21 protein-coding genes are annotated in these 25,466 nt (G+C 57.8%); 10 read left to right on the top strand and 11 right to left on the bottom strand.

Features of this window, described 5'->3' with window-relative positions; translation table 11 throughout:
- Window positions 1–3 precede the first annotated feature (3 nt).
- Both NA78x_RS05695 and NA78x_RS05690 read right to left on the bottom strand, forming a co-directional pair.
- Window positions 4–909, bottom strand: coding sequence for an alpha/beta hydrolase (locus NA78x_RS05695; RefSeq protein ID WP_425617462.1), 906 nt, complete (start codon window positions 907–909; stop codon window positions 4–6).
- 78 nt (window positions 910–987) lie between these two features.
- Entirely contained in the window at window positions 988–2,079 is a 1,092-nt protein-coding gene (locus NA78x_RS05690) for a pyridoxal-phosphate dependent enzyme (RefSeq protein WP_425617461.1), read from the bottom strand.
- 129 nt (window positions 2,080–2,208) lie between these two features.
- Here NA78x_RS05690 and NA78x_RS05685 point away from each other — a divergent pair, with 129 nt between their 5' ends.
- Both NA78x_RS05685 and NA78x_RS05680 read left to right on the top strand, forming a co-directional pair.
- Window positions 2,209–2,991 (top strand): SDR family NAD(P)-dependent oxidoreductase, encoded by a 783-nt coding sequence (locus NA78x_RS05685; protein WP_425617460.1) that lies wholly within the window; start codon window positions 2,209–2,211, stop codon window positions 2,989–2,991.
- Window positions 2,992–3,014: 23 nt separating this feature from the next.
- Complete coding sequence (locus NA78x_RS05680) at window positions 3,015–4,634, top strand: sodium:solute symporter family transporter (RefSeq protein ID WP_425617459.1); 1,620 nt, start codon at window positions 3,015–3,017, stop codon at window positions 4,632–4,634.
- A gap of 98 nt (window positions 4,635–4,732) precedes the next feature.
- On the opposite strand, the gene NA78x_RS05675 is transcribed toward NA78x_RS05680, so the two are convergent.
- From NA78x_RS05675 to NA78x_RS05650, 6 genes are all read right to left on the bottom strand, one after another.
- Window positions 4,733–8,749 (bottom strand): Ig-like domain-containing protein, encoded by a 4,017-nt coding sequence (locus NA78x_RS05675; protein ID WP_425617458.1) that lies wholly within the window; start codon window positions 8,747–8,749, stop codon window positions 4,733–4,735.
- Window positions 8,750–9,398: 649 nt separating this feature from the next.
- The gene (locus NA78x_RS05670; RefSeq protein ID WP_425617457.1) at window positions 9,399–10,280 is read right to left on the bottom strand and encodes an endonuclease/exonuclease/phosphatase family protein; all 882 of its coding nucleotides are present in this window, start codon (window positions 10,278–10,280) and stop codon (window positions 9,399–9,401) included.
- 52 nt (window positions 10,281–10,332) lie between these two features.
- Entirely contained in the window at window positions 10,333–11,121 is a 789-nt protein-coding gene (locus tag NA78x_RS05665) for a tRNA(His) guanylyltransferase Thg1 family protein (RefSeq protein ID WP_425617456.1), read from the bottom strand.
- The gene (locus tag NA78x_RS05660; RefSeq protein WP_425617455.1) at window positions 11,108–11,557 is read right to left on the bottom strand and encodes an AAA family ATPase; all 450 of its coding nucleotides are present in this window, start codon (window positions 11,555–11,557) and stop codon (window positions 11,108–11,110) included. Before NA78x_RS05660 ends, NA78x_RS05665 begins: the two co-directional genes overlap by 14 nt.
- A 105-nt stretch (window positions 11,558–11,662) precedes the next feature.
- Complete coding sequence (tuf, locus tag NA78x_RS05655) at window positions 11,663–12,838, bottom strand: elongation factor Tu (protein ID WP_425617454.1); 1,176 nt, start codon at window positions 12,836–12,838, stop codon at window positions 11,663–11,665.
- 196 nt (window positions 12,839–13,034) lie between these two features.
- Complete coding sequence (locus NA78x_RS05650; RefSeq protein ID WP_425617453.1) at window positions 13,035–14,729, bottom strand: SpoIIE family protein phosphatase; 1,695 nt, start codon at window positions 14,727–14,729, stop codon at window positions 13,035–13,037.
- Window positions 14,730–14,963: 234 nt separating this feature from the next.
- Between NA78x_RS05650 and NA78x_RS05645 the strand changes: the two genes are divergently transcribed.
- Window positions 14,964–15,224, top strand: coding sequence for a hypothetical protein (locus NA78x_RS05645; RefSeq protein ID WP_425617452.1), 261 nt, complete (start codon window positions 14,964–14,966; stop codon window positions 15,222–15,224).
- A 43-nt stretch (window positions 15,225–15,267) separates the two neighbouring features.
- On the opposite strand, the gene NA78x_RS05640 is transcribed toward NA78x_RS05645, so the two are convergent.
- The gene (locus NA78x_RS05640; RefSeq protein WP_425617451.1) at window positions 15,268–16,683 is read right to left on the bottom strand and encodes a DUF1501 domain-containing protein; all 1,416 of its coding nucleotides are present in this window, start codon (window positions 16,681–16,683) and stop codon (window positions 15,268–15,270) included.
- 681 nt (window positions 16,684–17,364) lie between these two features.
- Here NA78x_RS05640 and NA78x_RS05635 point away from each other — a divergent pair.
- From NA78x_RS05635 to NA78x_RS05610, 6 genes are all read left to right on the top strand, one after another.
- Window positions 17,365–17,760, top strand: a complete 396-nt coding sequence (locus NA78x_RS05635; RefSeq protein WP_425617450.1) for a hypothetical protein — start codon at window positions 17,365–17,367, stop codon at window positions 17,758–17,760.
- 95 nt (window positions 17,761–17,855) lie between these two features.
- Window positions 17,856–19,292, top strand: a complete 1,437-nt coding sequence (locus NA78x_RS05630) for a WG repeat-containing protein (protein WP_425617449.1) — start codon at window positions 17,856–17,858, stop codon at window positions 19,290–19,292.
- Window positions 19,293–19,493: 201 nt separating this feature from the next.
- Window positions 19,494–19,721 carry a hypothetical protein gene (locus NA78x_RS05625; RefSeq protein ID WP_425617448.1) on the top strand — a complete coding sequence of 76 codons (228 nt, stop codon included), beginning with the start codon at window positions 19,494–19,496 and terminating at the stop codon, window positions 19,719–19,721.
- 69 nt (window positions 19,722–19,790) lie between these two features.
- Window positions 19,791–20,051 carry a hypothetical protein gene (locus NA78x_RS05620; RefSeq protein WP_425617447.1) on the top strand — a complete coding sequence of 87 codons (261 nt, stop codon included), beginning with the start codon at window positions 19,791–19,793 and terminating at the stop codon, window positions 20,049–20,051.
- A 652-nt stretch (window positions 20,052–20,703) separates the two neighbouring features.
- Window positions 20,704–21,120: a hypothetical protein gene (locus NA78x_RS05615; RefSeq protein ID WP_425617446.1), complete on the top strand. Its 417-nt coding sequence runs from the start codon at window positions 20,704–20,706 to the stop codon at window positions 21,118–21,120.
- A gap of 190 nt (window positions 21,121–21,310) precedes the next feature.
- Window positions 21,311–22,483, top strand: coding sequence for a PDZ domain-containing protein (locus NA78x_RS05610; protein ID WP_425617445.1), 1,173 nt, complete (start codon window positions 21,311–21,313; stop codon window positions 22,481–22,483).
- A 71-nt stretch (window positions 22,484–22,554) separates the two neighbouring features.
- Here NA78x_RS05610 and NA78x_RS05605 read toward each other — a convergent pair whose 3' ends face one another.
- Both NA78x_RS05605 and NA78x_RS05600 read right to left on the bottom strand, forming a co-directional pair.
- Window positions 22,555–23,271, bottom strand: coding sequence for a (Fe-S)-binding protein (locus NA78x_RS05605; protein WP_425617444.1), 717 nt, complete (start codon window positions 23,269–23,271; stop codon window positions 22,555–22,557).
- 13 nt (window positions 23,272–23,284) lie between these two features.
- Complete coding sequence (locus NA78x_RS05600) at window positions 23,285–24,049, bottom strand: response regulator transcription factor (protein ID WP_425617443.1); 765 nt, start codon at window positions 24,047–24,049, stop codon at window positions 23,285–23,287.
- Between the two features lie 226 nt (window positions 24,050–24,275).
- Here NA78x_RS05600 and NA78x_RS05595 point away from each other — a divergent pair, with 226 nt between their 5' ends.
- Window positions 24,276–25,451 (top strand): DUF1353 domain-containing protein, encoded by a 1,176-nt coding sequence (locus NA78x_RS05595; protein ID WP_425617442.1) that lies wholly within the window; start codon window positions 24,276–24,278, stop codon window positions 25,449–25,451.
- Window positions 25,452–25,466: the final 15 nt, after the last annotated feature.

Here is a 25,466-nt window from a genome sequence, read left to right as displayed (position 1 = left end):
GGGTCACTTGGAGGCCTTGTTAAAACCCTGGTTCACGAGCCAATCGGCACAGCGAGCAGGCCACTCGTTGACCGGGTGTCCTGTTTGTCGCATGCCGTAACCGTGACCACCGGTCGCATACACGTGCAACTCGGCAGGAATCTTGGCTTTCTTGAGCTCAGTGAAGACGAGCACCGAGTTTGCCACCGACACGTTGTCGTCCTGAGCATGCACAAAGAACATTGGCGGAGTGGAGGCATCGACTTTCACATGCTCCTGCAAGGTCCAAGGCTGCTTCTTGTTTTCAAAGCCCCCCGCGTAGATGAGCGCGGCGAAGTCGGGCCGGCAGCTGGCTTCGTCGGTCTTATCGATCGCTTCGTACTGCCGCTGCTGATGCAGGATCGCGGTCAGGCCGGCAGTTTCGCCACCGGCAGAGAAACCGAGAATGCCGATCTGCGCAGGATCGAGCTTCCACTCACTGGCGCGGCTGCGGACGAGACTTACTGCTCGCTGAGCATCTTGAACAGCGGCTTCCCAGCGCTTTTCCGGATTGCGGAAGGGGACGCGATACTTCAGCACGAACGCCGTGACGCCTCGCGCGGCAAAGTATTCAGCACACTCGGTTCCTTCGTGGTCGTAAGCCAGAATGTGATGTCCACCGCCAGGACAAATGATGAGCGCGCAACCGGTGTGCTTTTCAGTCGGTGGTTCGAAGACCGCTAACTGCGGCGTCGTCACGTTGGTTAGCTTGATAATCTTTCGAGCACCCACCAGTGCATCCGTAGGCTTGTTCACATCCTGCTCGGCAGGTAACTCTTTCACTTCACCCGGTGCCTTCGCCGGCCACAGGTTGATGACCTGTGGTTCGGCGGCGGAAGCCAACGAAGCTGCGAGACAAACGAGAATCAACACTTGGAAGAGGAGTTTCATGAGTGCCTCAAAAACTACAGGATTGCGGAGAAGTACTCTCCGGGCGCTAGCGCTTCCGGCTTGAGTGAGTAGATCATCTTATCGTGTCTGGCCGGCGATTTCCTGGAACTCTCCCAAACTGATCAAGGGACAGGCGGCTCCCGCGAGCATCCGCTCGACGGAGGCTGGATCTTTGAAGCCTGAACCGGTAACGCAACAAACAATAGTACCGGCCGGATCGAGCAATCTTTCACGAGCGGCTTGAATCATTCCCGCGACCGAGGTGGCCCCCGCCGGTTCGCAGAAAATGCCTTCTTCGCGGGCAAGGCGGGCCTGCGTCTCCCAAACTGCTTCGTCACTCACCGCATGACCGGTACCACCGCTCGCGCGGCATTCCGTGACGACCATGTTGCCATCCATGATGTTCGGCACCTGCAAGCCGCTGACGCGCGAGGTGCAGGTTACTTCGCGGGCCTCGGCATCGCCACGGCGCAGCGGCGTGGCAATCGTATCGTTGCCGAGCGGTTGCACCACTTCCACTCGCGGGCTGGCGGCCAGCTTTCCTGCCTGAACTAGATCGGCGAAACCACGTGCGACGGCGAGTGCCATTCCACCACCACCGGCAGGACAGAAGACATGATCGAGTTTGCCCCTCGTTTGCTCCGCCAGTTCATAGCTAAGCGACTTGACGCCCGACATGCCGAGGGGGCTCACGGTGTACGAGCTGACCTGCGTTGCCGATCCAGGCTGGGCCCCCAGCTCTTTGACGGTGACGAACGCCTCCTTGGTCAACTCTGGGTCGAGTCCAAAGCCTTGAATGCGAAACAGCTTGGCGCCATAGGCGAGCATCTGTTGCAACTTGCCGAGTGGAGCACCTTCGACGATGGCGATCAGGCATTCGATCTGCGCCAGTGCACAGTAGGCCGCCAGTGACGAGCCCGTATTACCGCTCGAAGTAGCCACGCAGCGAGTTTTGCCGGCTGCCACCATGTGCGAAATGGCTGCTGCGGCAAAGCGATCTTTATAAGACGCTGTGGGATTCGAAATCTCGAGCTTAAAGAACAGATTCGGCAAACCCAAGCTGGGGCCCAGTCGCCGCGAACGAACGAGCGGTGTGTTCCCTTCCCCCAGCGAAAGTCTGGCCGCGGGTGCGATCGGTTCGAGCCAGTCAGCAAAGCGCCAAATCGTCATTAGCTTGAGTCTTTCAAAGCGAGAGGATGGCTGCGAGCATTGTAGCGTGTAGTTTGCATCGGGTGAGATTGGCCGGTAGAGTATCGCCACGAACTGCCTTCACGACCGTACTCACTAGGATCCATCTCGATGAAGCTCGCGGGCCGCACAGCACTTGTCACGGGAGCAGCACGCGGCATCGGCCGAGGCTGTGCCCTGGAACTGGCTCGCGCGGGAGCTAATGTTGCCATCAATGATCGGGAAGCATCCCCCGAGGCCGAGGCAGTACTCGCCGAGATTCGCGCGCTCGGTCGCCAAGCGGTGCTCGTTGCCGGAGATGCCTTCGCGCGAGCTTCGTGCGAACAGATTGCCGCGCGAGCCATCCACGAACTCGGGCGGGTTGATATCCTCGTCAGCAATCCAGCTTTTTCGCGCCGTGGCGACTATCTGACGTACGACCCGGATTTGTTCGAAAAGACACTGCAGGGAACACTCGTGGCGGGCTTTCACATGAGTCAGTTCATCGCCCGGCATCTGGTCGAGCGAAATGCCCGCGGCAAGATCGTGTTCATTTCGAGCGTGCACGCCCGCATTCCGTTTGCTCGCGCCGCAGCCTACAACGCGGCGAAAGCGGGGCTGAATCATCTCGCCCAAACCTTGGCTGCCGAGTTGTTACCCCAGCGGATCAATGTGAATGTCATTGAGCCGGGCTGGATCGATACGCCCGGTGAGCATGCGACATTTGGCAGCGACAAGATTGCCGAAGCGGCCCCGGCATTGCCTTGGGGACGACTTGGCTTGCCGGAAGAGATCGGCAGGGCCGCTGCGTTTCTATGCTCCGACGATGCCGACTACATTACGGGCACTTCGTTGCTGGTCGATGGCGGCTTGCATCTGCGCGGCGCCATTCCCGCCGCTGAACCACCTCGCTAACTATCCTTGAAGGGTGCATCACCTTGGACGAAACGCCCGCAGTGATCGACCACCAAGGTCTCGAAGGCCTCGACTACGCGGCAATCATCGTGTACCTGGTTGTCACCTTCGGCATTTCGATTTGGTTTGGTCGCAAGCAGAAGAATACCGAAGACTTCTTCGTCGGCGGGCGGCAAATGCCGTGGTTCGTCATCGGCCTCAGCATTCTCGCCACGCTCTTCTCGACCCTCACATATCAGGGCGTTCCAGGAGAAGTCATCAAGAACGGCATCGCGATCTTTACGGGCTACTTGTCGCTGCCCCTCACCTTCCTGGTGATTTCGTTTCTCTGGATTCCGTTCTTCATGCGACTCAAGCTGACGAGCGCCTACGAATACCTAGAGCAGCGATTCAGCTATCCCGTGCGTTGTATGGGGGCGATCCTGTTTGTACTGCTCCGGCTGGGTTGGATGAGCATGGTTGTCTTTTCGGCATCGCTGGCTCTTGACCACATTAAAGGCCCCGATCTGCAGTTCTTATCGGGGCCTGATCTGTATTGGTGGATTGGTGCTATTGGACTTGTCGCCGCAATTTACACGTCCATCGGCGGCATCCAGGCGATGGTGTGGATCGACGTTTTGCAGTGCTTGCTCCTGCTGTTCGGCGTCGTGATGACGATCGGTTTCATCATGTACACCGATGGCACCACGCCAATCGACTGGTGGCGAACTGCCAACGAAAACACAACGTCGCACGTGACTCCGCCGCTTTACAGCACCAACGTGTTCGTCCAGCGGACGGTCTTGTTTGTGATGATCAATTCCTTCTTTTGGCATTGCTGCACGCATGCTTCCGACCAGGTAGTGCTGCAGCGATACTTTTCGACACCCTCGCTGGCCGCGGCACGCCGCAGCTATTTTACGAACCTGATCGTCGATGTTTCGATGGCAGGTCTGCTGACCTTGGCCGGATTGGGCCTGCTCGCCTTTTATCTCAAGCGAACTTACCTGCTCGATGGCAAGGATCCCATCAGCATGGCCGATCGTTTGTTTCCCACGTTCCTCGGCAATCAACTGCCCGCCGGCTGTGCGGGACTGATTATTTCGGCCTTCCTGTGCGATGCCATTCAAACGCTCGAAGCGGGTGTGAATGCAATCACGGCGGTGTTTACGAAAGACCTGTTACCCAAGCGCTCGGAAGCCGCCGAGCGCGCACCTTCGCAACTGATGTTTGTGCGCGTGGTAACGATCGTGATCGCGCTGATCGCGGCATCGGCCGCCTATGGAGTCGACTTTGTGCAGCGGCAAAGCCCCGATATGAATCTCGTCAGCATGATGCCCAAATTCTTCAACATGTTCCTGGGGCCACTGGCCGGCATGTTTATCGTCGGCATGTTTGTACCGCGAGCCACTACGGTGTGCGTGCTTCCCGCGGCTATCCTCGGGCTCGTCATCTCCATCATCTGGAGTTGGTGGGAGTTTATCTTTGGGACGAAAGAGAGTCCTACGATTTTCTTAGCGGTCGCTGTACCTTGCCTGACGACGATCGCCGTCTCCGCTGCCTTGAGTGTATTCTTTGGTGCGAAGCTACATTCAGGCTCTGGCTATACCTGGTGGGCTATCGTGAAGGGGAAGAAAGAAAGCCGGCCAGAATCTGCGGAGTAAAGCGCAAAACAACCCTCTCCTCACGAGCACAAGGAGAGGGATTGAAGTGACTACGAATAGCAATGGGCTCGCGGCGCTTCGCCCAAGCTACCTATCGATTAGGCCCACCAGCTTTCATTCGCCAGGACGCAGTCGACCGACCCGTTGAAGTCGTCGTCGGTCAGGCCTTCTTCCGGCGCTTCTGGAGCTTCAGTGGTTGGTGGGGCGGTTACACGCAACGTCACCGCGGCGAGCGCACTGCCTAACTGTCCATCCCAGGCCCAGTACAGGAACGAATCGGTCCCCACATAGCCTGCGTTGGGAGTGTAGGTAAAGCCACCATCAGCATTGAGGGTGACGGTGCCGTTCTGCGGACCACCAAAGAAGTTAGCGATCAGCGAATCGTTCTGCGCGTCGGTGTCGTTGGCCAGCACACCAGGACCACTTACGGTGAACGGCGAATCTCCCACCAGCACGTAGTGGTCGTTGTTCACCGTTGGGCGAGTGTTTTGCCCGGCAGCCTGGATCGACAAGGTTACGGTAACCGGAGCACCAGCTTCGGTCCCATCATGGGCAGCGTACGTGAACGAATCCGAGCCGACGAAGCCCGCATTCGGCACGTACACAAACGAACCATCGGCGGCGAGAGTCACCTGACCGTTGGCGGCGCTGGTAACAATCTGAGCGGTTAACGTGTCGCCGTTAAGATCGCTGTCGTTGCTCAGCACGCCCGGTGCGCTGACATTCAGCGTCTGGTCGACCGAGGTCGTATAGCTATCGGCAGCGCTGACTGGAGCAACATTTTCTTCGCTGCCTCCTTCCGGGCTCACCGTGATCGAAGCATGGGCCACCTGGCTGTTCGACATACCATCGTTCAGCTGATAGGAGAAGGTATCGACACCTGTGTAGCCTGCGTCTGGCGTGTAGGTGAACGAACCATCGCCATTGAAGACCAGCGTGCCGTGCTGCGGCCCCTGAACGAGGTTGGCAACCATGCTGCTGGTCAAGCTAGTTGCGGCGTCGACGTCCGAGTCATTCGCAATCACACCTTCGGCAACACTCACTTGCAGCGATGCTCCCGCGGCAACCGAGTAAGCATCATCGGCGGCTTGCGGAGCATCGTTCAAGGCTTCGACCACGATCGTGGCCACGCCTTCGGTCACTTCGCCGTCCGCATTCGTCGCACGGTAGGTGAACGAATCGCTGCCATTGAAGTTGGCGTTTGGCGTGTAACGGAACGCACCATTGGCATCGAGCACGAGCGTACCATTCGCGGGCCCGGTGACGACTTCAGCCGTCATCGCCGTCCCTTGCGGGTCGACGTCGTTGGCGAGTACGCCCCAGCTTTCACTCATGTCCAGCACCATGTCTTCGCCAATGCTGTACGCATCGCCGAGAGTCGTGGGTGGCTGAATGACATCGTTCACGGTGATGGTGACAATCGCTTCGGAAGTGGCCGTACCGTCGCCGGCTGCATACGTGAAGGTATCGGTCCCGGCAAAGCCTGCATTCGGCGTATAGAGGAACGAACCATCGGCAGCCAACGAGACAGTTCCATTGGTTGGGCCGGTGACGATTGCCGCAGTCAGCGGATCGCCATCGGGATCCGTGTCGTTGCTCAGCACACCCGCCGCGGCAATTTGCAAGGGCTGGTTTTCATCGGTGGTGTAAGCATCGGCCACAGCGGAGGGACCATCGTTCTCGGAGGCGACCGAAATCGTGACCATCGTTTCGCTGCTGGCCAGTTCACCATCGCTCACTGTGTAGGTGAACGAATCTTCGCCCGTGAAGTTAGCATTGGGCGTGTAGATGAAGGTGCCATCGGCGTTGAAGGTCACGACGCCGTTGGCGGGCCCCGTCCCCATCGTCGCGGTCAGTTCGGTGCTGTCGACATCGGTATCGTTGGCCAGCACGCCATCTTCACCCACATCGAGCACGCCGTCTTCGGCCATCGTGTAAGCATCGGCCACACCAATCGGAGCATCGTTCACCGGTGCGACCGTGATCGTCACCGTGGCTACGTCGCTCGAAAGCGAACCATCGCTCACCATGTAGCTGAATCCATCGACGCCGCTGAAGTCGGCATTCGGTGTATAGCTGAACGTGCCATCGGCATTCAGCGTGACGGTGCCGTACTGCGGTTGAGAGACGATCGAGGCGGCTAGTGTGTCGCCTTCTGGATCGCTGTCGTTGGCCAGAATGCTGGTCGTGACAACCAGTTCGGTGTCTTCGGTGGCTGCATACTCATCGTTGACGGCGAGTGGAGCATCGTTCGACGGAGTCACGGTGATCGTGACCGTCGTTTCCGCACCGGCCAGTTCGCCATCGCTGACGATGTAGGTGAAGGTATCTTCGCCGCTGAAGTTCGCGGCCGGGGTGTAGAGGAACGTGCCATCGGCATTCAAGGCAACGGTGCCGTTGGTTGGACCCGTACCGAGAGTGGCCGTTAGCACGGTGCTATCGGCGTCGGTGTCGTTCGCCAACACGCTGCCGGCAGTGGCATCGAGGACGGCATCTTCGGCAACGGTGTAAGCATCGGCAACACCAAGGGGCGCATCGTTGACGGGAGTGACGTTGATCGTGACCGTCCCGACATCGCTGGTCAGCGTGCCATCGCTGACGGTATAGCTAAAGCCGTCCAAGCCGCTGAAGTCGGCATTGGGCATGTAGACCACGCGGCCATCGGCACCCAAGGTGACGGTGCCGTGCTGCGGTGGGTTGACGATCTGGACACTTAGTGTGCTGCTGTCCGGATCCAGGTCATTGATGAGAATGCCCGGCGCTTCGATCACCAGTTCGGTATCTTCCGGAGTGCTGTACTCGTCGTTAACAGCAACGGGCGAGTCATTGATCGGCGCGACGTTGATCGTCACCGTCGCAACTTCGCTGCTCAGCGTGCCATCTCCGGCCGTGTAGGTGAAGCTATCGGCGCCGGAGAAATCGGCCGCCGGGGTATAGACGAACGAGCCATCGGCATTGAGCGTGACAGTGCCGTTGGTGGGGCCAGCCACGAGCGAAGCCGTCAGGCTCGCGCTATCGATGTCGCTGTCGTTCCCCAGCACACCGGTGCCGGTGACAGTCAGCGGTTGATCTTCGTCGATCGAGTATTCGTCGTTTGCAGCAACGGGCGCGTCGTTGATCGGATTCACACTGATGGTGACCGTGGCGACTTCGCTGTTGCTGCCGCCGTCGTTCACCAGGTAGCTGAAGCCGTCGATGCCACTGAAGTTGGCTTCAGGCTGGTACGTGAACGTGCCATCGGGATTGAACGTGACCGTGCCGTGCAACGGTTGGCTAGCCAGTTCAGCAGTCAGAGCAGAACCTTCGACGTCGGAATCGTTGGTCATCACGCTGGTGGTGACGGTCAGGGGCTGATCTTCGTCGACGCTGAAGGAATCGTTGGCCGCGATCGGAGCATCGTTCACGGCTTCGATGGTCAACGTCACCGTGGCTTCGTTGCCGACTCCGATGGAGTTCGTGGCCCGATAGGTGAAGGTCACTTCGCCGGAGAAGTTCGCTTCGGGCGTGTAGAGGAAGCCGCCATCGGTGGCCAATGTCAGCGAACCGCTGGATGGACCGGTGACCAACTCGACTGTGGCACCAGCGGCCGAGTCGTCATTGGCGAGCACGCCGGTGACACCCGGAATCGTCAACGATTCGTCTTCCGAAAGAGCAAAGGAATCGTTGGCCGAGATCGGCTCGGTTCCTTCGCTGACGTTGATCGTCACGGCCGCGAGTTGGCTGTTGGTGGAGCCATCGTTGGCGCTATAGACAAAGCTGTCCATCCCCGAGAAACCAGCTTCGGGTGTGTAGACAAACGAACCATCGGTATTGAACGTCAACTGGCCATGCGCTGGCCCGCTGAACAAGTTGGCCGTCATCGGCTGACCAGGAGCAGAGCTGACATCGTTGGCGAGCACACCGGGGCCGCTGATCGCCAATGGGGCGTCGATGGGGGTGTGATAGACATCGTTCATCGCCGTGGCCACAGTGGCCAAAGCCCAACGAGTTTCGAGCGATTCGAGTTGCAAGAAGTTCCGACGATTCACGTCTTGGCCATTACGCCGCCGGCTCTCCTTTCGCTCGCTCATGAGTGCTGTGGACTGCCGATTCCGACCAAACAAATTCTTCATCATGCGAACATTCCTTCCAGAGTTGGGCGAAGCATCTCGCCCGGTTAACGAACCTTCTCCTGCCCACGAGCGTTGACGAAGCGACGCAAGTACGAACTGCCAAGTAATGTGCCTGGACTGTCGCTTGCTGTTGCTTCGCCGTCTCCGATAGCGAAGTCTCGTGACAGGAGTTTGCGATGCCGCGCCCGCGAATGGAAAAGTGCGGGGCAACGGTCATCTGCTGGTTCGCATCCATGCGCTTCACTGGCTGCAGCGGCTTTGAATTCCCTGCGCTGCAGTCGTGTCTGCAATACCCGCTGGCATTGCCTGCGTTAATTCGCAGTGCCTCAGTGCCGACTACGAACGAGCCAGCGCTGAGCTTGCCGATTTCTACGAAGCGAGTTCGCAATTGGCAACCATCATTCGCAAATCTTTTCCCGAATGATTCATTGCCAGTGCAGCAGATGGCAGCCAGCCCTGCCAGCGCTACTGGTTCGCTCGGTAGTCGCTCGCCACTCTTTGCGGTGGCACCCATCGGCGGCTGCCACGAGCGTTGATGGGTTGCCACGCGCCAGCAAAGCAGTGACTACTTCCCACCATCGCATACCACCGGCTCGATCAAGAGACCCCGAAGCCTGGCTTCAAGATCGAGCCGCCCACTGTGCCTGCACTGCTACTTACTCCACTCAAACCGGGCGAACTGGGGCACGTGATCGCTGAGCGCGAATGATTGCTCGTCGGCATTGTTCACGCGAAACGCTCCCTCCCACAGCGGTCTTGCTTCCACCAACTGCTTGGCAATCGGCCCGTAAGCCAGAATGTAGTCCAGCCGCTTCTCGGGAGTATCGGAGCGAAACGTGAGGCCCGCTGTTTTGTTCAGCTGCGTGAACGTATCGATCCAGCCAGCCTTTTCCCAGAGCGGATACTCCGGCGGCAGGGGCTGATGATTCAAGTCGCCAATCACCAGCATCGAGCGTCCCGCCATCTGGTCTGCAACCATCGTCTTCAGCATCGCCGGAATCTCTTGCATCCGCACGTCCGACTCTGGGAACGGATTCAAGTGCGCCGAATGAAGGACCAACTCGGTATGAGGCAGCTTGATCACTGCGCGTCCCCAATGCCGCGTGAACAGATCCTTCGGGCGTTCGAAACCCAGCGGCGCATTTTGCGATTCGAGAATCTCGTACCGGCTGAGCAAGGTCCCAGGCCACTTTCCGCCACTCGGAAAGCGGACGTGATGCATCTTCAGCAGTCGCGCAATCTCCTTCGTCACGCTCTCCGCCGGGGACTCCGAGAAGGCGATAATGTCCGGCTCGTACAGCGCCAATTCTTGCGCAAATCGCGCCGGCATCTGTCCCAGCGCCGTCGCTCGCTTGCCCATCGCCCGCTCTTTGGGCCAACCGGTGCACTCGTACACGTTGTACGCAATGACACGCAGTTCCTTGGCGTCCTCAGCCGCCTGCAGTTGCTTGTTCCGCAAGGTTGAGAGCGATAACGCTCCGCAGGCAAAGGCCTGCAAGGCGAAGCGGCGACTGATTGAACGGCACGCACTCATGATGCATTTCCAACCCGGAGGGATTTATTCGCTGCTCTGTCAACTTTGCGCTTCACGAAGCCTTACTCGAATCCAACGGTGATTCTTTGGCAAGTATCTCCAGCACAAAATCGTTGTAGGCCTCTTTCATCGGCAATTCGAGGTTTCGCTCCACTCGGCGGCGAAGCGCCACGACTTTCTCGCCTGTGATCGGATTTTGAGAAGTCTTCTCGAAATCTCGCCAGTACAAGCCAACGCCGCGCTTCTGCCATTGCGGAACGTCGTTGAAGTTAATGCCTCGCTCAAACAGCAATTCGTTCTTCGCCGCTAAAGAATGCCCAGCAGTTTGCGCTGTTGCCTCACGTTCGCTGAGGCCATCACGCCGCAGCGTCCAGTAGCAATAAGCGTTGAGCGAGTTGCGTGCGGCATCTTCACTGCGCCAGCGAAAGTAGTCTACGACCAGGGCCTTCGTTGGTAGTTGAGAAATGCGGCAGTCGAACGTCGCCATTCGTCCGAGCGACAAGCTGAAGCGGGCGCTGGCTTCGCCCGCGAGCGTTGAGTTGTACTTACGCAACTTGCGACCAAAGACGTTTTCATGAGGCGAGAGCAACAGCGAGATCTCGTCGCTCTCGGTGTACGCGTAAAGCACGCGAAAACCGCACGTCATCAGTGACTCAGCGGTTGTCAGCATCAAGTCCCGAAAACGCTCGTCGAAGGGAGCTTGAAACTGGCAGATGTCTTTCGTCAACCGAGTAAAGCTGCGGCCGTCCAAGCGTGCCACCATGTAAATGCCTGGCAACACGCAGTAGTCAGCGGCCGTTTCAAATACCCGCATCTTCGTATCGAGCTCATCGAATTTCATCTTGCCAGTCCTCCACCACAAACTGACCATTCTCGATTCGCACGTACGAAAGCCGCTCGAAACCTTCAGTCCACTCCGGTAATTGCAGTTGCTTGGCCTTGCTCAAGATCGCCACGTCCGGAACCCGCTCATCTCCGCTGCGCATTGCGTTCCGCTGCAAACAATCAGCGACTCGCGATTGAAAGTAACAGCCATGAATCATGAATCCCCAGGCGCGCGATGCCGAAATGAGCGGAGCGCGATCATTCACGGACGGATTTGTATTGTCGATTACAAAGGGCTGATCTGTTTCCAGACAGAGTTGCATCATTCGCTCGAAGCGATGAGGAGTCTTCAGCAAATCTCGGCTGATGCGCACGTGCGTCGAGAAGTATCGTTCCTTGTAGAACGAAGACTTCCCTGAGCCGGGCAAGCCAATGAGAAAAACTGCCTCCATTTTGACCTACCTCGCAAGTGCAACGTGCCGATTTCAGAAAAAGGTGGAGGCGGATTGCTCCGCCTCCACCCACGAGGAACCAATCATTGGCAGCAAGGTTCACCGTCAATCCGCCACTTCCGTTACCACGCCCGAGCCGACGGTGCGGCCCCCTTCGCGGATGGCGAAGTGGCTGCCGACATTCACGGCAATGGGTTTGTCGAGCAACACGTCGATCTGCGCATTGTCGCCCGGCATCGCCATCCCTTGGTCAGCCGGGAGCTGAATCTCGCCGGTGACGTTGGTCGTGCGAAAGAAGAACTGCGGCTTGTACCCACCGAAGAACGGCGTGTGACGACCACCCTCTTCTTTGCTCAGCACGTAAACCTCACCCTTGAACTTCAGCCGTGGACGAATCGACCGCGGCGCCGCGACCACTTGTCCACGCTGCACCTGCTCGGTTTTGATGCCGCGCAGCAACAGACCCACGTTCTGGCCAGCCGAACCTTGTTCCAGCGGCTGTTTGAAGGCTTCGATTGCCGTACAGACGCTTTCGAGCACTTCACCCAACCCGAGAATCTCGACCGGTTGGCCAACTCGCACAACACCTTGCTCGATCTTGCCGGTAACGACGGTGCCGCGCCCTTCGATGGTGTGAACACCTTCGATGTGCATCAGCAGCGGCTTGTCGACCGCTCGTTTCGGTTCAGGAATCGTGCTGTCCAACGCATCGAGCAACTCCTCAATGCAACGGCTCGCGTCGGGGTTGCTCGGATCCTCGATCGCCCCTTTCGCATTGCCGCGAATGAACGGCGTGCGGTCGCCATCGAAACCGAACCGCGTCAGCAGTTCGCGCGCTTCGAGTTCGACAAGCTCCAGCAAGTCCAGATCATCCACCAGGTCGCACTTGTTCAAAAACACGACCAGCTCAGGCACGCCAACTTGCCGCGCCAGCAGAATGTGCTCGCGCGTTTGCGGCATCGGGCCGTCGACGGCCGACAGCAGCAACACTGCTCCGTCCATCTGGGCCGCGCCCGTAATCATGTTCTTGATGTAATCCGCGTGACCGGGGCAATCGATGTGCGCATAGTGCCGCGTGGCCGTTTCGTACTCGACGTGACTGGTCGCAATGGTGACCGTCTTGGTCGCGTCGCGAGTAATCCCGCCACGAGCAATGTGCGCATACGACTGCGCCTTTGCCAAGCCTTTTTTCGACTGCACCGCAAGAATTGCGGCTGTGAGTGTGGTCTTACCGTGGTCGATGTGACCGATCGTGCCGACGTTGACGTGAACCTTGTTCATGTCCGAGAAACTCCCTGGCTGCCACGAGCAGCCAAATTGGGATTTGTGATTCTGTTGCCCAATCGCCACCCGCATAGCAACTAAAAGGCGGGGGCGATCTTTTCTCCACCACGAGTAAAACCAGGGCAGCCGAAACCACGAAATGCCGATAGGCGACGAGAAGGACACACGCCGCCGCGACAAGGTTCACAGCAAATTAACTACGCCCAAAACAGACCAGGCACATATCGTCGTTTTGCGGGGCGCGGCCGAGGAACCGCCTCACGTCGTCGACAATCAATTGGCCCAAGCTGGAGATCGATTGTTCGGGCAGGCGAACATGGTCGCGCAGGCGATCGATGGTGAAGAACTTCCCTTCGGCGTCGATCGATTCGTTAATGCCGTCGGTGTACAGCGTCAGGGACTCGCCGGCACCGAGTTGAATCTCCGTCTGTTCGTACTCGACCGAGTCCATAATGCCCAGCGGCAGCCCGGCGATCTTCTCGGCAGGTTCGTCGATGGTGCCGTCGATTTTGCGATGCAGCGGCGACATATGCCCGGCGTTGACCATTTGCACGCGATGCGTCGTGGGATCGACAACCACCAGAATCATCGTCACGAATCGCTGAATGTTCAATTGGCTCAGCCGTTCGTTCAGTTTGGTCATCGCGATCGAAGGGCTCGCTTCGCTCAGCAGGCTGGAGCGCGTTTCGGCCGACAGCTTGGCCATCAGCAAAGCTGCGGCGACACCATGACCAACGACATCGGCCACGACAATCGCATGCCGACCATCCTGCAGCGGAATGTAGTCGAAGTAGTCACCGCCGATCTGCTCGGCCGGATTGTAGTAGTCGTAAAACGAATACCCCGCGAGCGCCGGCTTGCTGGTGGGCAAGAAAGCGAGTTGCACATCGCGGGCAACCTTCATGTCGTGATCGAGTTCCCGCTGATGCAGGGCCGACTCGTGCAACTGAGCATTGTTGATCGCAATCGCCGCTTGCGAGGCAGCACTCACCAGCAACTCCAGGTCTTCTGGCTGAAACCGCTGACGCTGATCGAGCGTATCGATCTGCAGCACGCCAAAGGCCTTCCCATCGTTGTCGATCAGCGGCGCGCACATCATCGAGCGAATACGAAAATCAGCGATGCTCTGGCTCAATTCAAATCGCTCGTCCGAAGCGGCATCGGCCGAGAGAATCGCCTGGCGCGACTCCATCACGTGCCGCACAATCGTCTTGCTGATCCGTAGCGAATCGTTCGAGTCCTCGCGTCGCAGGCGAACCCACTTGGGCACCAGTTGGCCGTTTGGTTCTTCGAGCACAATGAACCCACGATCGGCCTGCACAAAGATCTTGAACAGGCTCTTGAGAATCTGCGGCAACACTTCGTCGAGCGCGAGGGCCTTTCCCAGGTTCTGCGTAATCTCGACGAGAGCCGCAAGTTTCACTTCGGCACTCGCGGCGATATGCACGCTGCCGCGACTTGATGTCGAGACATCCAGCTTCGACATGATCGTCGAGTTGGGCGTGCCACCTTCGTCGTCCACCATCAACGTACCGAGGCCGGCACCATCGGTGATGCCCAGCTTGCCGGGCATCGGCTTGAAGGGAACCGGCGTGTCGGCGTGAAACGTGTACGAGACCTCGCACACCCGCACCACATCTCCCGGTTTCAGCAGTCGTTGTCCTTCGACTTTGGTCGGCTCTTCGTTCAGGAAGGTGCCGTTGCGGCTGTTTAAATCTTCGAGGAAATAGTCGGACCCTTTGCGCACCACAGCAGCATGCTGACGGCTGACCGCGCCGACTTCGATAACGATATTGCACTCTGGATGCCGCCCCATGATGGTGCGATCGGTCCGAAGTTCGTAGCGTTTGCCGGCTTGGGGGCCATTATTCGCCGACAGATAAAACATGGGTTACAGTCTTGACGAAGAACACTGCTCGGCACAAAACGTCCGACAAGGGAAGCAAGCGATTTTAGGATTCGAGCCGGGTGAACGTCAACCTAAGCGGAAAGTTGCAACCGCTGGTTTACGCACAGCCTGCGGAAACGAACGGTCGCTGGTACTGCTGCCATACAATAACGCCCGCCCAATCCCGAATTCTCCTCTAAGCAACAATGTACCTAGCGGGCAACAGGAAGAACGATGAAAGATTACGAGTGTGCGAAGTGCGGGTGCCGGGAAATGATCCCGGATGTACGAATTATCGACCACGGACACGGCAATCAGGCCCTCGAACTTGCGGTGACCGTCTATCGCCATCCCGATGCATTTGTCTTCAAAGGTGCTGTCTCCTATCGCTTACATGCCGAGGTCTGCGGAGCATGCGGTTTCACTGAGTTTTACGCCGCCAATCCACGCCAGCTGCTCGAGATCGCCAAAAAGGCGCAAGCCGAACAGGCGTGATTTTCGCGAGTGACACCAAGCAACACTGACTCGACCATTTCCGCTACCCCAGCTGAGCGATCGGCGCTCCATCGGGCAGCAGCGGCATCGGCCGGCCGTTGTGATCGAGAAAGTTGTGGTTCTGGTTGATCCCTAGGTGCTTCAGCATCGTGGACCACAAGTCGTTGGGGCTCAGCGGCGTGTCGATCGGGTATTCGCCCTTGGTGTTCGTGGCTCCGACGATTGTTCCCATCTTCAGGCCGCCGCCGGAAACCAGCACGCTCATCGCACCGGGCCAGTGATCGCGGCCGGGTTGCATGATGCCCGTCTGCGAGCCCACCGTATTGCTGATTCGCGGTGTCCGGCCAAACTCGCCCGTCACAACGAGCAGCACCTTCTTATCGAGACCTTTCTCGAATAGATCTTGAATCAGCGCCGAGATCACCTTATCGAGCAGCGGCAACCGCACGAGCGCGTCATCGAACAGGTGGCAATTCACCGCGTGCGAATCCCAGTTATAGGTGCCATTCTTCAGCGAGCCGACTCCGGAAACATACGGGTTCTCCATAATCACATTCACAAACGAGCAACCCGCCTCCACCAGGCGGCGAGCCATCAGCGCGCGATAGCCCCACGCATGCTTGCCGTAGCGATCTTTGATGTGCTCCGGTTCTTTGGAGAAATCGAACGCTTCGCGGGCCTTGGGGCTGGTGAGCAGGTCGACCGCCTTGCCGCTGAATTGATCGAGCGCGTCCATTCGTCCGCTGGCATCGAGCTTTCGCTGCAGCCGGTCGAGACCTTGCAGCAACTGCGTCCGGTCGCTCAGTCGATTTTCCATCTCGGCGGCCAGCGAGACGTTCTGCACCTTGAAGTTCTGCTCGCTCGGGTCGCCCGGCACCGCGAACGGAGCATAGGCCGCTCCCAGATACGCCGTCCCCAAGCTGAACGTATCGATCCCTTGCCGGCCGTTATCAACTTCCAGAATGTAGTTCGGCAAGCCGCGATTCACATGCTCGCGCATCCGCGCGATCATCGAACCGACGGCCGGATAGTCATTCACAAAGCCGGTGGGCTCCTTGGGATCGCGAGCGGTCATAAACCGCTTATGCCCGCCGCCGTGATCGGCAAACTTGTGAGCGATCGAGCGAATCAGCGAATACTTATCGGCACACTTGGCCAGCAGCGGCAAGTGTTCACAAATGTCGATGCCCGGCACGTTAGTATGAATCGGCCGGAACGTCCCCCGATAATCCTCGGGAGCGTTCGGCTTCATGTCGAAGGTTTCCATGTGCGGCGGCCCACCGGGCAGCCACACAAAGATCACACTCGTATCGGGATCCGACTGCGCCGCCGCAGCCTTCAGTCGCAGCAAATCGGCCATGCCCAGGCCCGAGAATGCGACAGCACCGGCCTGCAAGAACGAACGGCGGGCGATCGGTCCCGAACAGGTTTGATTCGCAGTAGAGAGAGTTGACTTCATCGGCGGGAACTCCAGGCGGAGTGGCGGGCGGGGAGAGGCCAGGGGATGACAGACAGGTGAACGACCCCACTGATCCATCGGCAGATCTTAATCTGAACATGCAGCCGCGCAGATGTCAATTTGCACCTCCGCTGGCTGCCACGCGTTTGATAACCATTTTTGATAACCATTTCGCCACTTTTCAGCCGTTTCCCAAGGGTCAACTCGGCTCCCTAACTCGCCTTCCTTTTGCGTTCCAGATCATCCAGTTTGCTGCTCGCTGTTTGATAACTTTTTTCGCGTTTTTTTGAAATTCGGCGACGCCACTTAAGCCTTTCGCCGGCCGTCACTTCCGCGTGGTGATAACCAGCAATCACGCTGCAAGTCGATAACCATTTGATAACCTGTTTTTGCTCACTTTTGCCAGCGACCGACGACGCCTCGCCCAAATCATTGAATCGCCCTTACGGCAAACACTCTTCCCTAAGTAGTGCAATCCCGACTGCCATGTGATAACCAAAAACAACTGAAATGTGAACAACAACCGTAAGTATTGTGTGTTTATAATTTTCTAGTTGACAAAGAATTGCGCACCCGCCATTCTGCACGTATCCAGGAATGGCCTGGTTCCCTTGTACAACCGAAGGAACTGAAATCTGACCTAGCTCTGATTCTTTGTCAAATCGCTTGGGTGTATTTCGTATGCAGTTCGATCGCGACAAAATCTTGACGGCCGCAGAGCCAGCCGACCTGGCGCTGTGGGAAGCGCACGCGCGCGCGTTCGTGACTGCCTTCGTGCAGAAGCCTCGCCGTGACCGCTGGCTGTTCCTGCTGCTGCAGCCGACCGAAAAGACTCGTCACAACTCCCATAAACTCCACGCCGATCTCGACCGCGCAAAGTGCCGCGAAGTGAAATGGCCGTGGAAACCCGGACCCACTGCCTTCGGCATTTATGATCAGTTCACCGGCGATCCCAAACTGATTTCGACCGACGACATCATGCTCGTCGGTCCGATGTACGACAGCATCTACTCCCTCGTTCCGGGCAAGCGCGCAGTCTTCTTCTTCCACGAAGGCGAAATGCTGCTGTGCGAATAAAGGGGCAGTTCCAATCGGATTGAACCTGATAGTGGGATGACATAGCCTGTTGTGTGATTTGCGAACCCTGCCCTATTCGCAGCAAAGAAGCTTTCATGATGCCGACTGCAGTCCCTTCTCGTTTTCCGATTTCGGTCGCAGGGGTTTTGGGATGTATCGACACAAACGGCAACGTGGCGATTCAGCCGCAATTCCTCGCCGCAAGGCATTTCTCGGAAGGGCTTGCCAAGGTCGAGGTGGCAGGACCGACGGAAGAGGATCAACTATTCGAGCGTCGGGCGAGTGGTTTCATCGACGAGCGCGGGGAGTTTGTCATCGGTCCAGGACCGCCACCGAAGTTCCGGTTTCCAGGAGACCGTAACGACTATTCCTACGACGACTTTCACGACGGCTACGCGAGATTCCATCTTGGCGATGCCACGGGCCTGAGCGGTTACATCGATCGCACCGGACAGCTTGTCATTCCACCCAAATTTGCAGATGCCAGCGACTTTTCGGAGGGCTTGGCTTGCGTTTCTCTGCCACGCGCTGACGGCTCTCCCTTTGGGCCAAAGCGGACCGGCTTCATCAACCTCGCTGGCGAATTTGTGATTCCAGCAAAACGTAGTTTTGTGGCCTCCGGATTTTCAGATGGGCTATGTGTTCTTGACGTTCAGGACCGCGCTGGCGATTGGCAACCCGAGGTCATCGATGCGAAGGGCAAGACTATTATCCGCGCTGGTCGCTTTTCGGGAATTGGCAAATTTGCAGCGGGCCTCGCGCGCGTGGTGAAGGACCGCAAAGTGGGTTACATCGATACCAGCGGCACGGTTGTGATCCCGCTCCAGTTCGACCAACTGAGTGACTTGGAAGGTGGCGATTATGCAACCGGCCAAAAGGGAGGAATGCATTTTGTCGTTGATCGAAGCGGCAACTGTGTGGCAGAAATTAATCTTGGCATTGAATTTGACGCGGGACGATTCTCCGGCGGCCTGGCAACGATCCGCTCTCAAGACAAAGTCGGCTATGTGAACGTCAGCGGTGAACTTGCCATTCCGCTGCAATTCGATCGGGGCGAGGACTTTCGTGGCGAACTGGCGTTGGTGCAGCAAGGAGCCTGCAAGGGGTACATCAACAGGCAGGGAGAATTTGTCTGGAAGACCGATTGCTGGGATGAACCGATCCGCAATACAGAGAAGAGTCCGCTCGCTGCCTACTTGTCGCCAGCAACGCTTGAAGCGCTCCCCTTGGAATACAACTGGCAGGGCGTGGCCAACTCCATCGTCTTTGTTGCCGATGAGTCACTCGCTGCTTTCAGATCCTGGCTGGGTCAATTGTCAGGAACGGAGTTTTCATTCAGCGATGAGAGCGAAGACCCCACCGCGCTGAACATCAACTTCTCCACGGCACAGTTCAGCGGATCAGTACATGCTGTGGATGTCCAAAGCGGGGATGTGGAGAGTTTTTTATCATTCTATTCCAGCAAAAACATGCGACACCTTTTGAATAAGCACCAACCATCGGTGATGGGGATTCTGATTCAGGATCGTTAGCATGTTGGGCGTGGTGAGATTTCAATTTGCCTACCGCGTTCTGCTGGCTTCTCAATGCTGGGTAGCTGTAGCCGATTCCTCTTCACGCCGAAGGCGTGGCACAACCTAGACCAGGGTGCGCGGTACTCCGCGCACCCTGGGTAATACTCTCACACGCATCTCTTGTGGCAACCCTATTTCGCGTGCGACTAGAATGCGGCGATGGACATTAATCCCTACGAGTCCCCCGATGCGTCAGCCGATGAGCCACGCGATGGACTGCTGCATCACCTGCCGCGACTCGGATGCCTGTTTTTGGTTGCCGTCGGTGGCGTATTCTTCTTGTCACTCGTCGGCGGGGCGGTGTTTGAACTGCTGTTCCCTCAAGACGTACCAAAGCGTGAGCCGCATTTCGCACCGATTCCCGTGAAGCGATCAACAGGGCAGTAGTGCATGAAACTTAACCTGCGGGACTTATTCTGGCTCATCTTGGTCGTATCGCTTGCGGCTGGCTGGTGAGTGGAGCGAACTCGTCTACGAATTGAACTTGCCAGCATTGCAGCGGCGATTTCTGCCGACTTAATTGACGCTGCCCGCATTGCACGCGAACATTCGACTTTGAAGTATCTCGTTATCAAGATCAATAAGCGAGCAGAGAATCGAGTTACTGTCCTGATTGGCCGGAGCAATGAAAACTCGGATGGAGGCGGCGAATTCTTCCGAATGAAGAAAGCCGATGGAAAGTGGCAGATCGAGGAACAGGAGGTACTGGACAAGTGAAACGCCACGTCGCACCGATGATCGCAGCCGTTTTACTGCTCTTGCCCGTTCTATACGTGGGGAGCTATCTAGCACTGGTTGCGCCACGCGGGATCCACTTATTCCCGCCTGATGACGGGTTTGGCAATGTGAGCGCCGCCGGCGAAACCGTGTTCTACAGATGCCAACCACGACACTGTGCCTGGCTCTACTGGCCACTAGAAAGCTTGCATCGAAAGCTACGCCCGAATTCGTGGCTCGACATGAAAGTATTCTATCAACAGTTGCGGCGTAGCCAAAAAACAAACGCGAGCCCATGACTGGACCAGGCACTCTTAAAAGGGCATTGCCCCACTCGCCAACCCGAGCCTTTCCCTCTCGGCCGAGTACGATAACGACTGCGGCCCGCCTCTCCTTCCACGATGTTGCCGCCGGTATCGATGCCGAGCACGCGCAGGAGATGCTGCTGTGCGAAGAAAGGGTGCATCCATGACCAGGTAAGCGCGGCGGTATTTTAAGCTGCTATGGCTGGCGAAGGCTGGGCAATATCAGTTCGATTTGAAGGCGTAAACTCGCTGGACAGGATCGCCTTCCACCGTTAACCTACCGCCGCTTCGAACTACCCTGTGAGCCCTTTGCTTTAGCCCCGCCTCCAGCGAGATGATTCTCAAACATGACGACGCACGAGACCGTTAATCGTCGATATTCCGACTTGCAGATGCTGCTGCACAAGGTTTTCAACGCCGAGGGCCGCGGGCTGGGCGAAATGGTCCGTTCGGTCGAGAGTCAGTTGAGTCCAACACTCTGTTGGGAAATACGCGCCATCGCACATATTCGCAACAAGGTGGTACACGAAGGACTGGCGGTAATTCCCCGCTACTTTGAACCGCTGTGCAAGGAAGCGCTCGGAGCACTCAAACGTCTCAAAGCTGAGCGGAAGGTGGCGAGCAAACCGAAACGGCAACTGCCGGCCAAGACAGCCAAAACTCGTGCCACGCTGCCTCTTAAGGTTAGCAGGCCCAAAACCGTTAAAGCGAAAGCCACCCCACTCCCTAAGAAGACCATGCCGAAGCGCCAAAAGCGGGCATAGCCGCAGCCAGCAACCAAGCACCGGGCCACGCCATCTCGACTGGTCGTGATTTTACCGCCGCCGTGCCCTTTGATGCCTGAACGGGCCAAACTTCAAACGCAAGACTTTCCCTCGCCCACCGAGTACGATAACGGCTACGGCCCACCTCTCTTTCCCACCTTGGCCAAGACCCTCGCCCGAGGATTTTTGCATGGCCCAGCGTCTGACGCTTGTTCTCCTGCTCGTGCTCGGTATCGATATCGGCGGCGCCATCGCGGTTGGCCAAGAGCCGTCAGCCGTCCGGTCTGCCAGCAAGATCAAGCCTCCGTGGAAGCCGCGTCGCTTGCTAGCCACGAACCCGATAGCGACGAACGGAAAGCCGCTACGGTCTCTTGTTCAAATTGATGCAAACGAGCATTCCTTCGCGATTGACACGGGCGCAAGTGCAACCTTCCTCTCGATGCCAGGAAAACACCGCAAAACGGTGGCTGGCAGGCAGTCGCTGGAGACGATTGCCTTTCACGAATTTTGCTTTGGAACCATGAAGTGTGACTGGATCAAATCGGCTTATTTACTCGACCTGGCGCACATTGCCCGAGGAAGCGGGACGAACGTGACTGGCATTGTCGGCATGGATGTGCTTGCCCGATTTCAAGTACATCTCGACTTCGATCACGGAGTGATGATGCTTATTGACGCTGACAGCGACGAAGTGCCCAGCGGAGAATCGATCCCGATTAGTTTCAGTGAAGCAGGACTACCTTATGTTCAGCTCAAGGTGGGGGCGCATCGACCAGCTATGTTTATGATTGATACCGGACTTATATCGTGCATTCGCGTAAACACAGCCGATTTCAACTTGCTGAGCAAAGAACCCGCCGCAATAAATACTGGCGTAATTCTAAAGTCGCATGACGTGTACGACGCAATCACCTTTCAAGAGCAGATTTGCTACCCGTCAATCTCTTTGGGAAAACACGAAGTGAAGAACGTCGTTTTCGCGGATGCAGAACAGAACCTCATTGGCCTTCCCTACCTCTGTCGCTATCGCGTGACATTGGACTTCAAGAATCGCAAGTCCTATTGGGAACCAAGCCGCCGTTTCGAATCACGTGACAATGGCGATCGATGCGGCATCGTTTATCACGCTCAATCAGTCGGGAATTGGACCGTTACCAGTGTTGTGCCCGGAAGTTTGGCTGCCGCAGCGGGTATCACCGTTGGCGATGAAATCTCTGCAGTCAACGGCGTGGCTGCGTCAGAAGATGCTGACGTCGAGTGGCTGAGGGAACTGAGTTTTCCACTGGGCGACAAATCGATTACGCTCGACGTTAAACGCGGCGGCCAGGCTTTGAAAGCCGTTCTTAGGGATGCGCCAAGGTGAGCAAGATCTGTGCAACCACGCAACTTGGCGAAGCTCTCTCGCCGACGCGTCGGGCTACCTAGCGGATAATATCACCGCCGGTCGAGTAACTCGGCCAAGTGCAGCACCTCGATGGTCTTCCCTTCGCGATGCAAGCGGCCGCCGATGTTCATCAAACAGCCCGCGTCCGTTGAGACAAGACAATCGGCTTCCGTCGCCAGGACGCACTTCATTTTGTCGTCAACCATATTGCCACTGACGCCCGGGTAACGAACCGCGAACGAACCACCGAAACCGCAGCATTGATCCTGATGATGCAGCGGCATTAACTCCGCGCCTTCCACATGCCGAATCAGCGTTTCGGCTTCGGTCTGTTGCCGCAGCATCCGCAAGTGGCAAGCAAAGTGGTACGCAACCTTACCGTTGTACTTGGCGCCGACATCGGTGACCTTCAATTGATTGACGAGAAAGTCGCTCAGTTCGAACGTGCGGGCCGAAAGTTGCAACGCGGCCGCATGAGCAGGCTCGTCGTGTTCGAGCAGGTGCGGATACTCGATCTTGACCATCGCGGCACAACTGCCCGAAGGCACCACCACGGGGTCATCGCCGGCAAACACCCCGATCGTGTGCTTCGCCTGCTCGCGCGCCAGATCGGCATACCCGCTGTTGTACATTGGCTGGCCACAGCAGGTCTGCGCACTGCGAAACTCCACCTCGTGCCCCAATCGCCGCAGCAGCTTGACCGTGGCAATGCCCGCTCCCGGACGCATCACGTCGCCCAGGCAGGTAATCATCAGCAGGATTTTCATTCGCTTGGTTACTTCATGCTTCCGGGGTATGCCCGGCGGTTGATTCCACAATCTCCGCGTCGGGCTGTTTGACAAACCGATAGCCCATATCGCGTACCGTCAGAAAGTACTTCGGCGACGCATGGTCGTGCTCGAAGATCTTGCGCAGGCGCAGGATGAACTGATCGACGGCCCGCGTTTGAATATGCCCCGGCATTTGCCAGACATTTTGCAGCAACTCTTGACGCGGGATTAGACGTCCTTCGTGCTCGACAAAGTACTGCAGCAGTTCCCACTCGCGCTTGGTGAGCTGAACTTCCTTGCCGTCGATCTGCAGGTGAAAGCGCGGGAAGTCGATCTTCGCCTCGCCGAACTCGAACGAGGTGATCTTGGTTGGCATCACGCGTTCGGTATAGCGACGCCGGGGAAAGTGCGTCAGCAGGTTCTTCACCCGGCTGAGCAGTTCATCCAGATCAAAGGGCTTGGTCAGGTACTGACTGGCGCCGACATTAAAGCCCCGCGTGCGATCCTCGGTGAGGGTCCGGGCGCTGAGGATCAATATCGGCACATCGTTGCCGTTGTTGCGAATGGTTTCGCAGACCGCGTAGCCACTCATGCTGGGCAACATCAGGTCGAGAATGATCAGGTCGAAGTCGTTTTCGCCTTCGTCGATCAGACGCAGCGCCGACGGGCCGTCGCCGACAGTCGTGACCTGAAAGCCCTCGGCTTCCAGATTGAATTTGATCCCCACGGCCAAATGGCGTTCGTCTTCGACGACGAGAATGTGTTTCGCAGACATACACCGCCAAATGTTTACGAGCGCGAGTCGAGGGACACAGCGCCAGCTTGAAGTGTTCGAATCAGGAGCCAACAAGGCCATCGTAGTCTACGGCGCTGGTGATTGCAGCGATGCTACCGCCTGCTTGCTAGCACCCTGATACCGACATTCGCATTGTCAGCTGGCGACAATTACGGAATGATTGGCCCCCGATTGAATCCCGGCGAGTTCTTCCAGGAGGGAAGTCATGCGAATTTCGATGTTGCCGCTCTGGCTGGCCGCCTTGCTGCTGGTAGGTTGCGAAGTGGCCCCCGTACCCGAGGCAACCAGCTATGGCCGGTTCGAAGGGGATATTGTGGCCGTGTGGGACAACGACGGCCGCAACATGACCCTGCGGGAGAACTTTGTCTATTACGATTCTCAGAACCGTCCCTGGCAAGCTCCCGCCGGAGCCGTCGTCAACGGAGCTTCGATTCCCGCAGCCTTCTGGTCGGTGATTGGCGGCCCGTTCGAAGGGCAGTATCGCAACGCCTCCGTCGTGCACGATGTCGGTTGCCACGAGATGAACCAGTCGTGGGAAGATGTCCACCGCATGTTCTACGAGGCTTGTCGCTGCGGCGGCGTCGACGAGACCCAAGCCAAAATGATGTACTACGCCGTGTACCACTTCGGTCCGCGGTGGGAAGTCGTGAACGAGTCGCAGATCGAAATGGGGACCACCTCCGAGGGTGTGCCCGTGCAACGCGAAGTGTCGGTACCGACGGTCGTCCGCATCGATCCACCACCGGCAACGGCGGAAGAAGTGGAACAAGTAGCAGCGCTGATTAACGAAGAAAATCCAGCTCCTGCTGAAATCGAACAGACCAACCGCGATGCGCTCCATCGTCGCCCGCGCGGCAGCTACGGCAAAGGACGACCCACCTCCCGGCCCAGCGGCGTCTACCCGGCTCGCCCCGGCGAACGTCCCGAGTGGGAACGACCGGACGCACAACGGCCCGATGCCAATGGTCAGGCGGGGAACACACTCCCCTGGAATGGCCAGCAGGCTCGTCCGAATAGTCGCCCACCGGGCTTCGAACCACGCACCATAGCCGGCCAAGGTTCGCCGTCGCGATCTCCGCAGGCTGATCGCTGGAACGGCGCTGCACCCGCGCGAACGGCGGGCGAGATGCAACGCTCCCCAGCGCAGCCCGCAACGGCCGAAGAAACTCAATGGGCCCAGAACATCGTCCGCGAGCACCTGCAGTCGCAAACCGGCGAACATCGCCCGGCAGAGTTCAATGTGCAACGGACCGAGCGAGGCTATCGAGTGCAAGTTCAATACGTGCAACTCGACGAGCAGGGCCAAGCGGCCGCCTACACGGGCAGCAGCACCATGCGTCTCTCGCGCGATGGCCGCGTCATGGAAATGATCAGTCGCTAACTTCCCACGTAGTCC

This window comes from Anatilimnocola aquadivae, from assembly GCF_049819085.1.
GTDB lineage: Bacteria > Planctomycetota > Planctomycetia > Pirellulales > Pirellulaceae > Anatilimnocola.
This window is presented reverse-complemented; position numbering and strand designations above follow the sequence as displayed.

Bases quoted from the DNA above. Each gene is read 5' to 3' on its own strand.
- NA78x_RS05695 (WP_425617462.1), bottom strand. From the start codon at position 909: ATGAAACTCCTCTTCCAAGTGTTGATTCTCGTTTGTCTCGCAGCTTCG.
- NA78x_RS05690 (WP_425617461.1), bottom strand. From the start codon at position 2,079: ATGACGATTTGGCGCTTTGCTGACTGGCTCGAACCGATCGCACCCGCG.
- NA78x_RS05685 (WP_425617460.1), top strand. From the start codon at position 2,209: ATGAAGCTCGCGGGCCGCACAGCACTTGTCACGGGAGCAGCACGCGGC.
- NA78x_RS05675 (WP_425617458.1), bottom strand. From the start codon at position 8,749: ATGATGAAGAATTTGTTTGGTCGGAATCGGCAGTCCACAGCACTCATG.
- NA78x_RS05670 (WP_425617457.1), bottom strand. From the start codon at position 10,280: ATGAGTGCGTGCCGTTCAATCAGTCGCCGCTTCGCCTTGCAGGCCTTT.
- NA78x_RS05665 (WP_425617456.1), bottom strand. From the start codon at position 11,121: ATGAAATTCGATGAGCTCGATACGAAGATGCGGGTATTTGAAACGGCC.
- NA78x_RS05660 (WP_425617455.1), bottom strand. From the start codon at position 11,557: ATGGAGGCAGTTTTTCTCATTGGCTTGCCCGGCTCAGGGAAGTCTTCG.
- tuf (WP_425617454.1), bottom strand. From the start codon at position 12,838: ATGAACAAGGTTCACGTCAACGTCGGCACGATCGGTCACATCGACCAC.
- NA78x_RS05650 (WP_425617453.1), bottom strand. From the start codon at position 14,729: ATGTTTTATCTGTCGGCGAATAATGGCCCCCAAGCCGGCAAACGCTAC.
- NA78x_RS05645 (WP_425617452.1), top strand. From the start codon at position 14,964: ATGAAAGATTACGAGTGTGCGAAGTGCGGGTGCCGGGAAATGATCCCG.
- NA78x_RS05640 (WP_425617451.1), bottom strand. From the start codon at position 16,683: ATGAAGTCAACTCTCTCTACTGCGAATCAAACCTGTTCGGGACCGATC.
- NA78x_RS05635 (WP_425617450.1), top strand. From the start codon at position 17,365: ATGCAGTTCGATCGCGACAAAATCTTGACGGCCGCAGAGCCAGCCGAC.
- NA78x_RS05630 (WP_425617449.1), top strand. From the start codon at position 17,856: ATGATGCCGACTGCAGTCCCTTCTCGTTTTCCGATTTCGGTCGCAGGG.
- NA78x_RS05625 (WP_425617448.1), top strand. From the start codon at position 19,494: ATGGACATTAATCCCTACGAGTCCCCCGATGCGTCAGCCGATGAGCCA.
- NA78x_RS05615 (WP_425617446.1), top strand. From the start codon at position 20,704: ATGACGACGCACGAGACCGTTAATCGTCGATATTCCGACTTGCAGATG.
- NA78x_RS05610 (WP_425617445.1), top strand. From the start codon at position 21,311: ATGGCCCAGCGTCTGACGCTTGTTCTCCTGCTCGTGCTCGGTATCGAT.
- NA78x_RS05605 (WP_425617444.1), bottom strand. From the start codon at position 23,271: ATGAAAATCCTGCTGATGATTACCTGCCTGGGCGACGTGATGCGTCCG.
- NA78x_RS05600 (WP_425617443.1), bottom strand. From the start codon at position 24,049: ATGTCTGCGAAACACATTCTCGTCGTCGAAGACGAACGCCATTTGGCC.
- NA78x_RS05595 (WP_425617442.1), top strand. From the start codon at position 24,276: ATGCGAATTTCGATGTTGCCGCTCTGGCTGGCCGCCTTGCTGCTGGTA.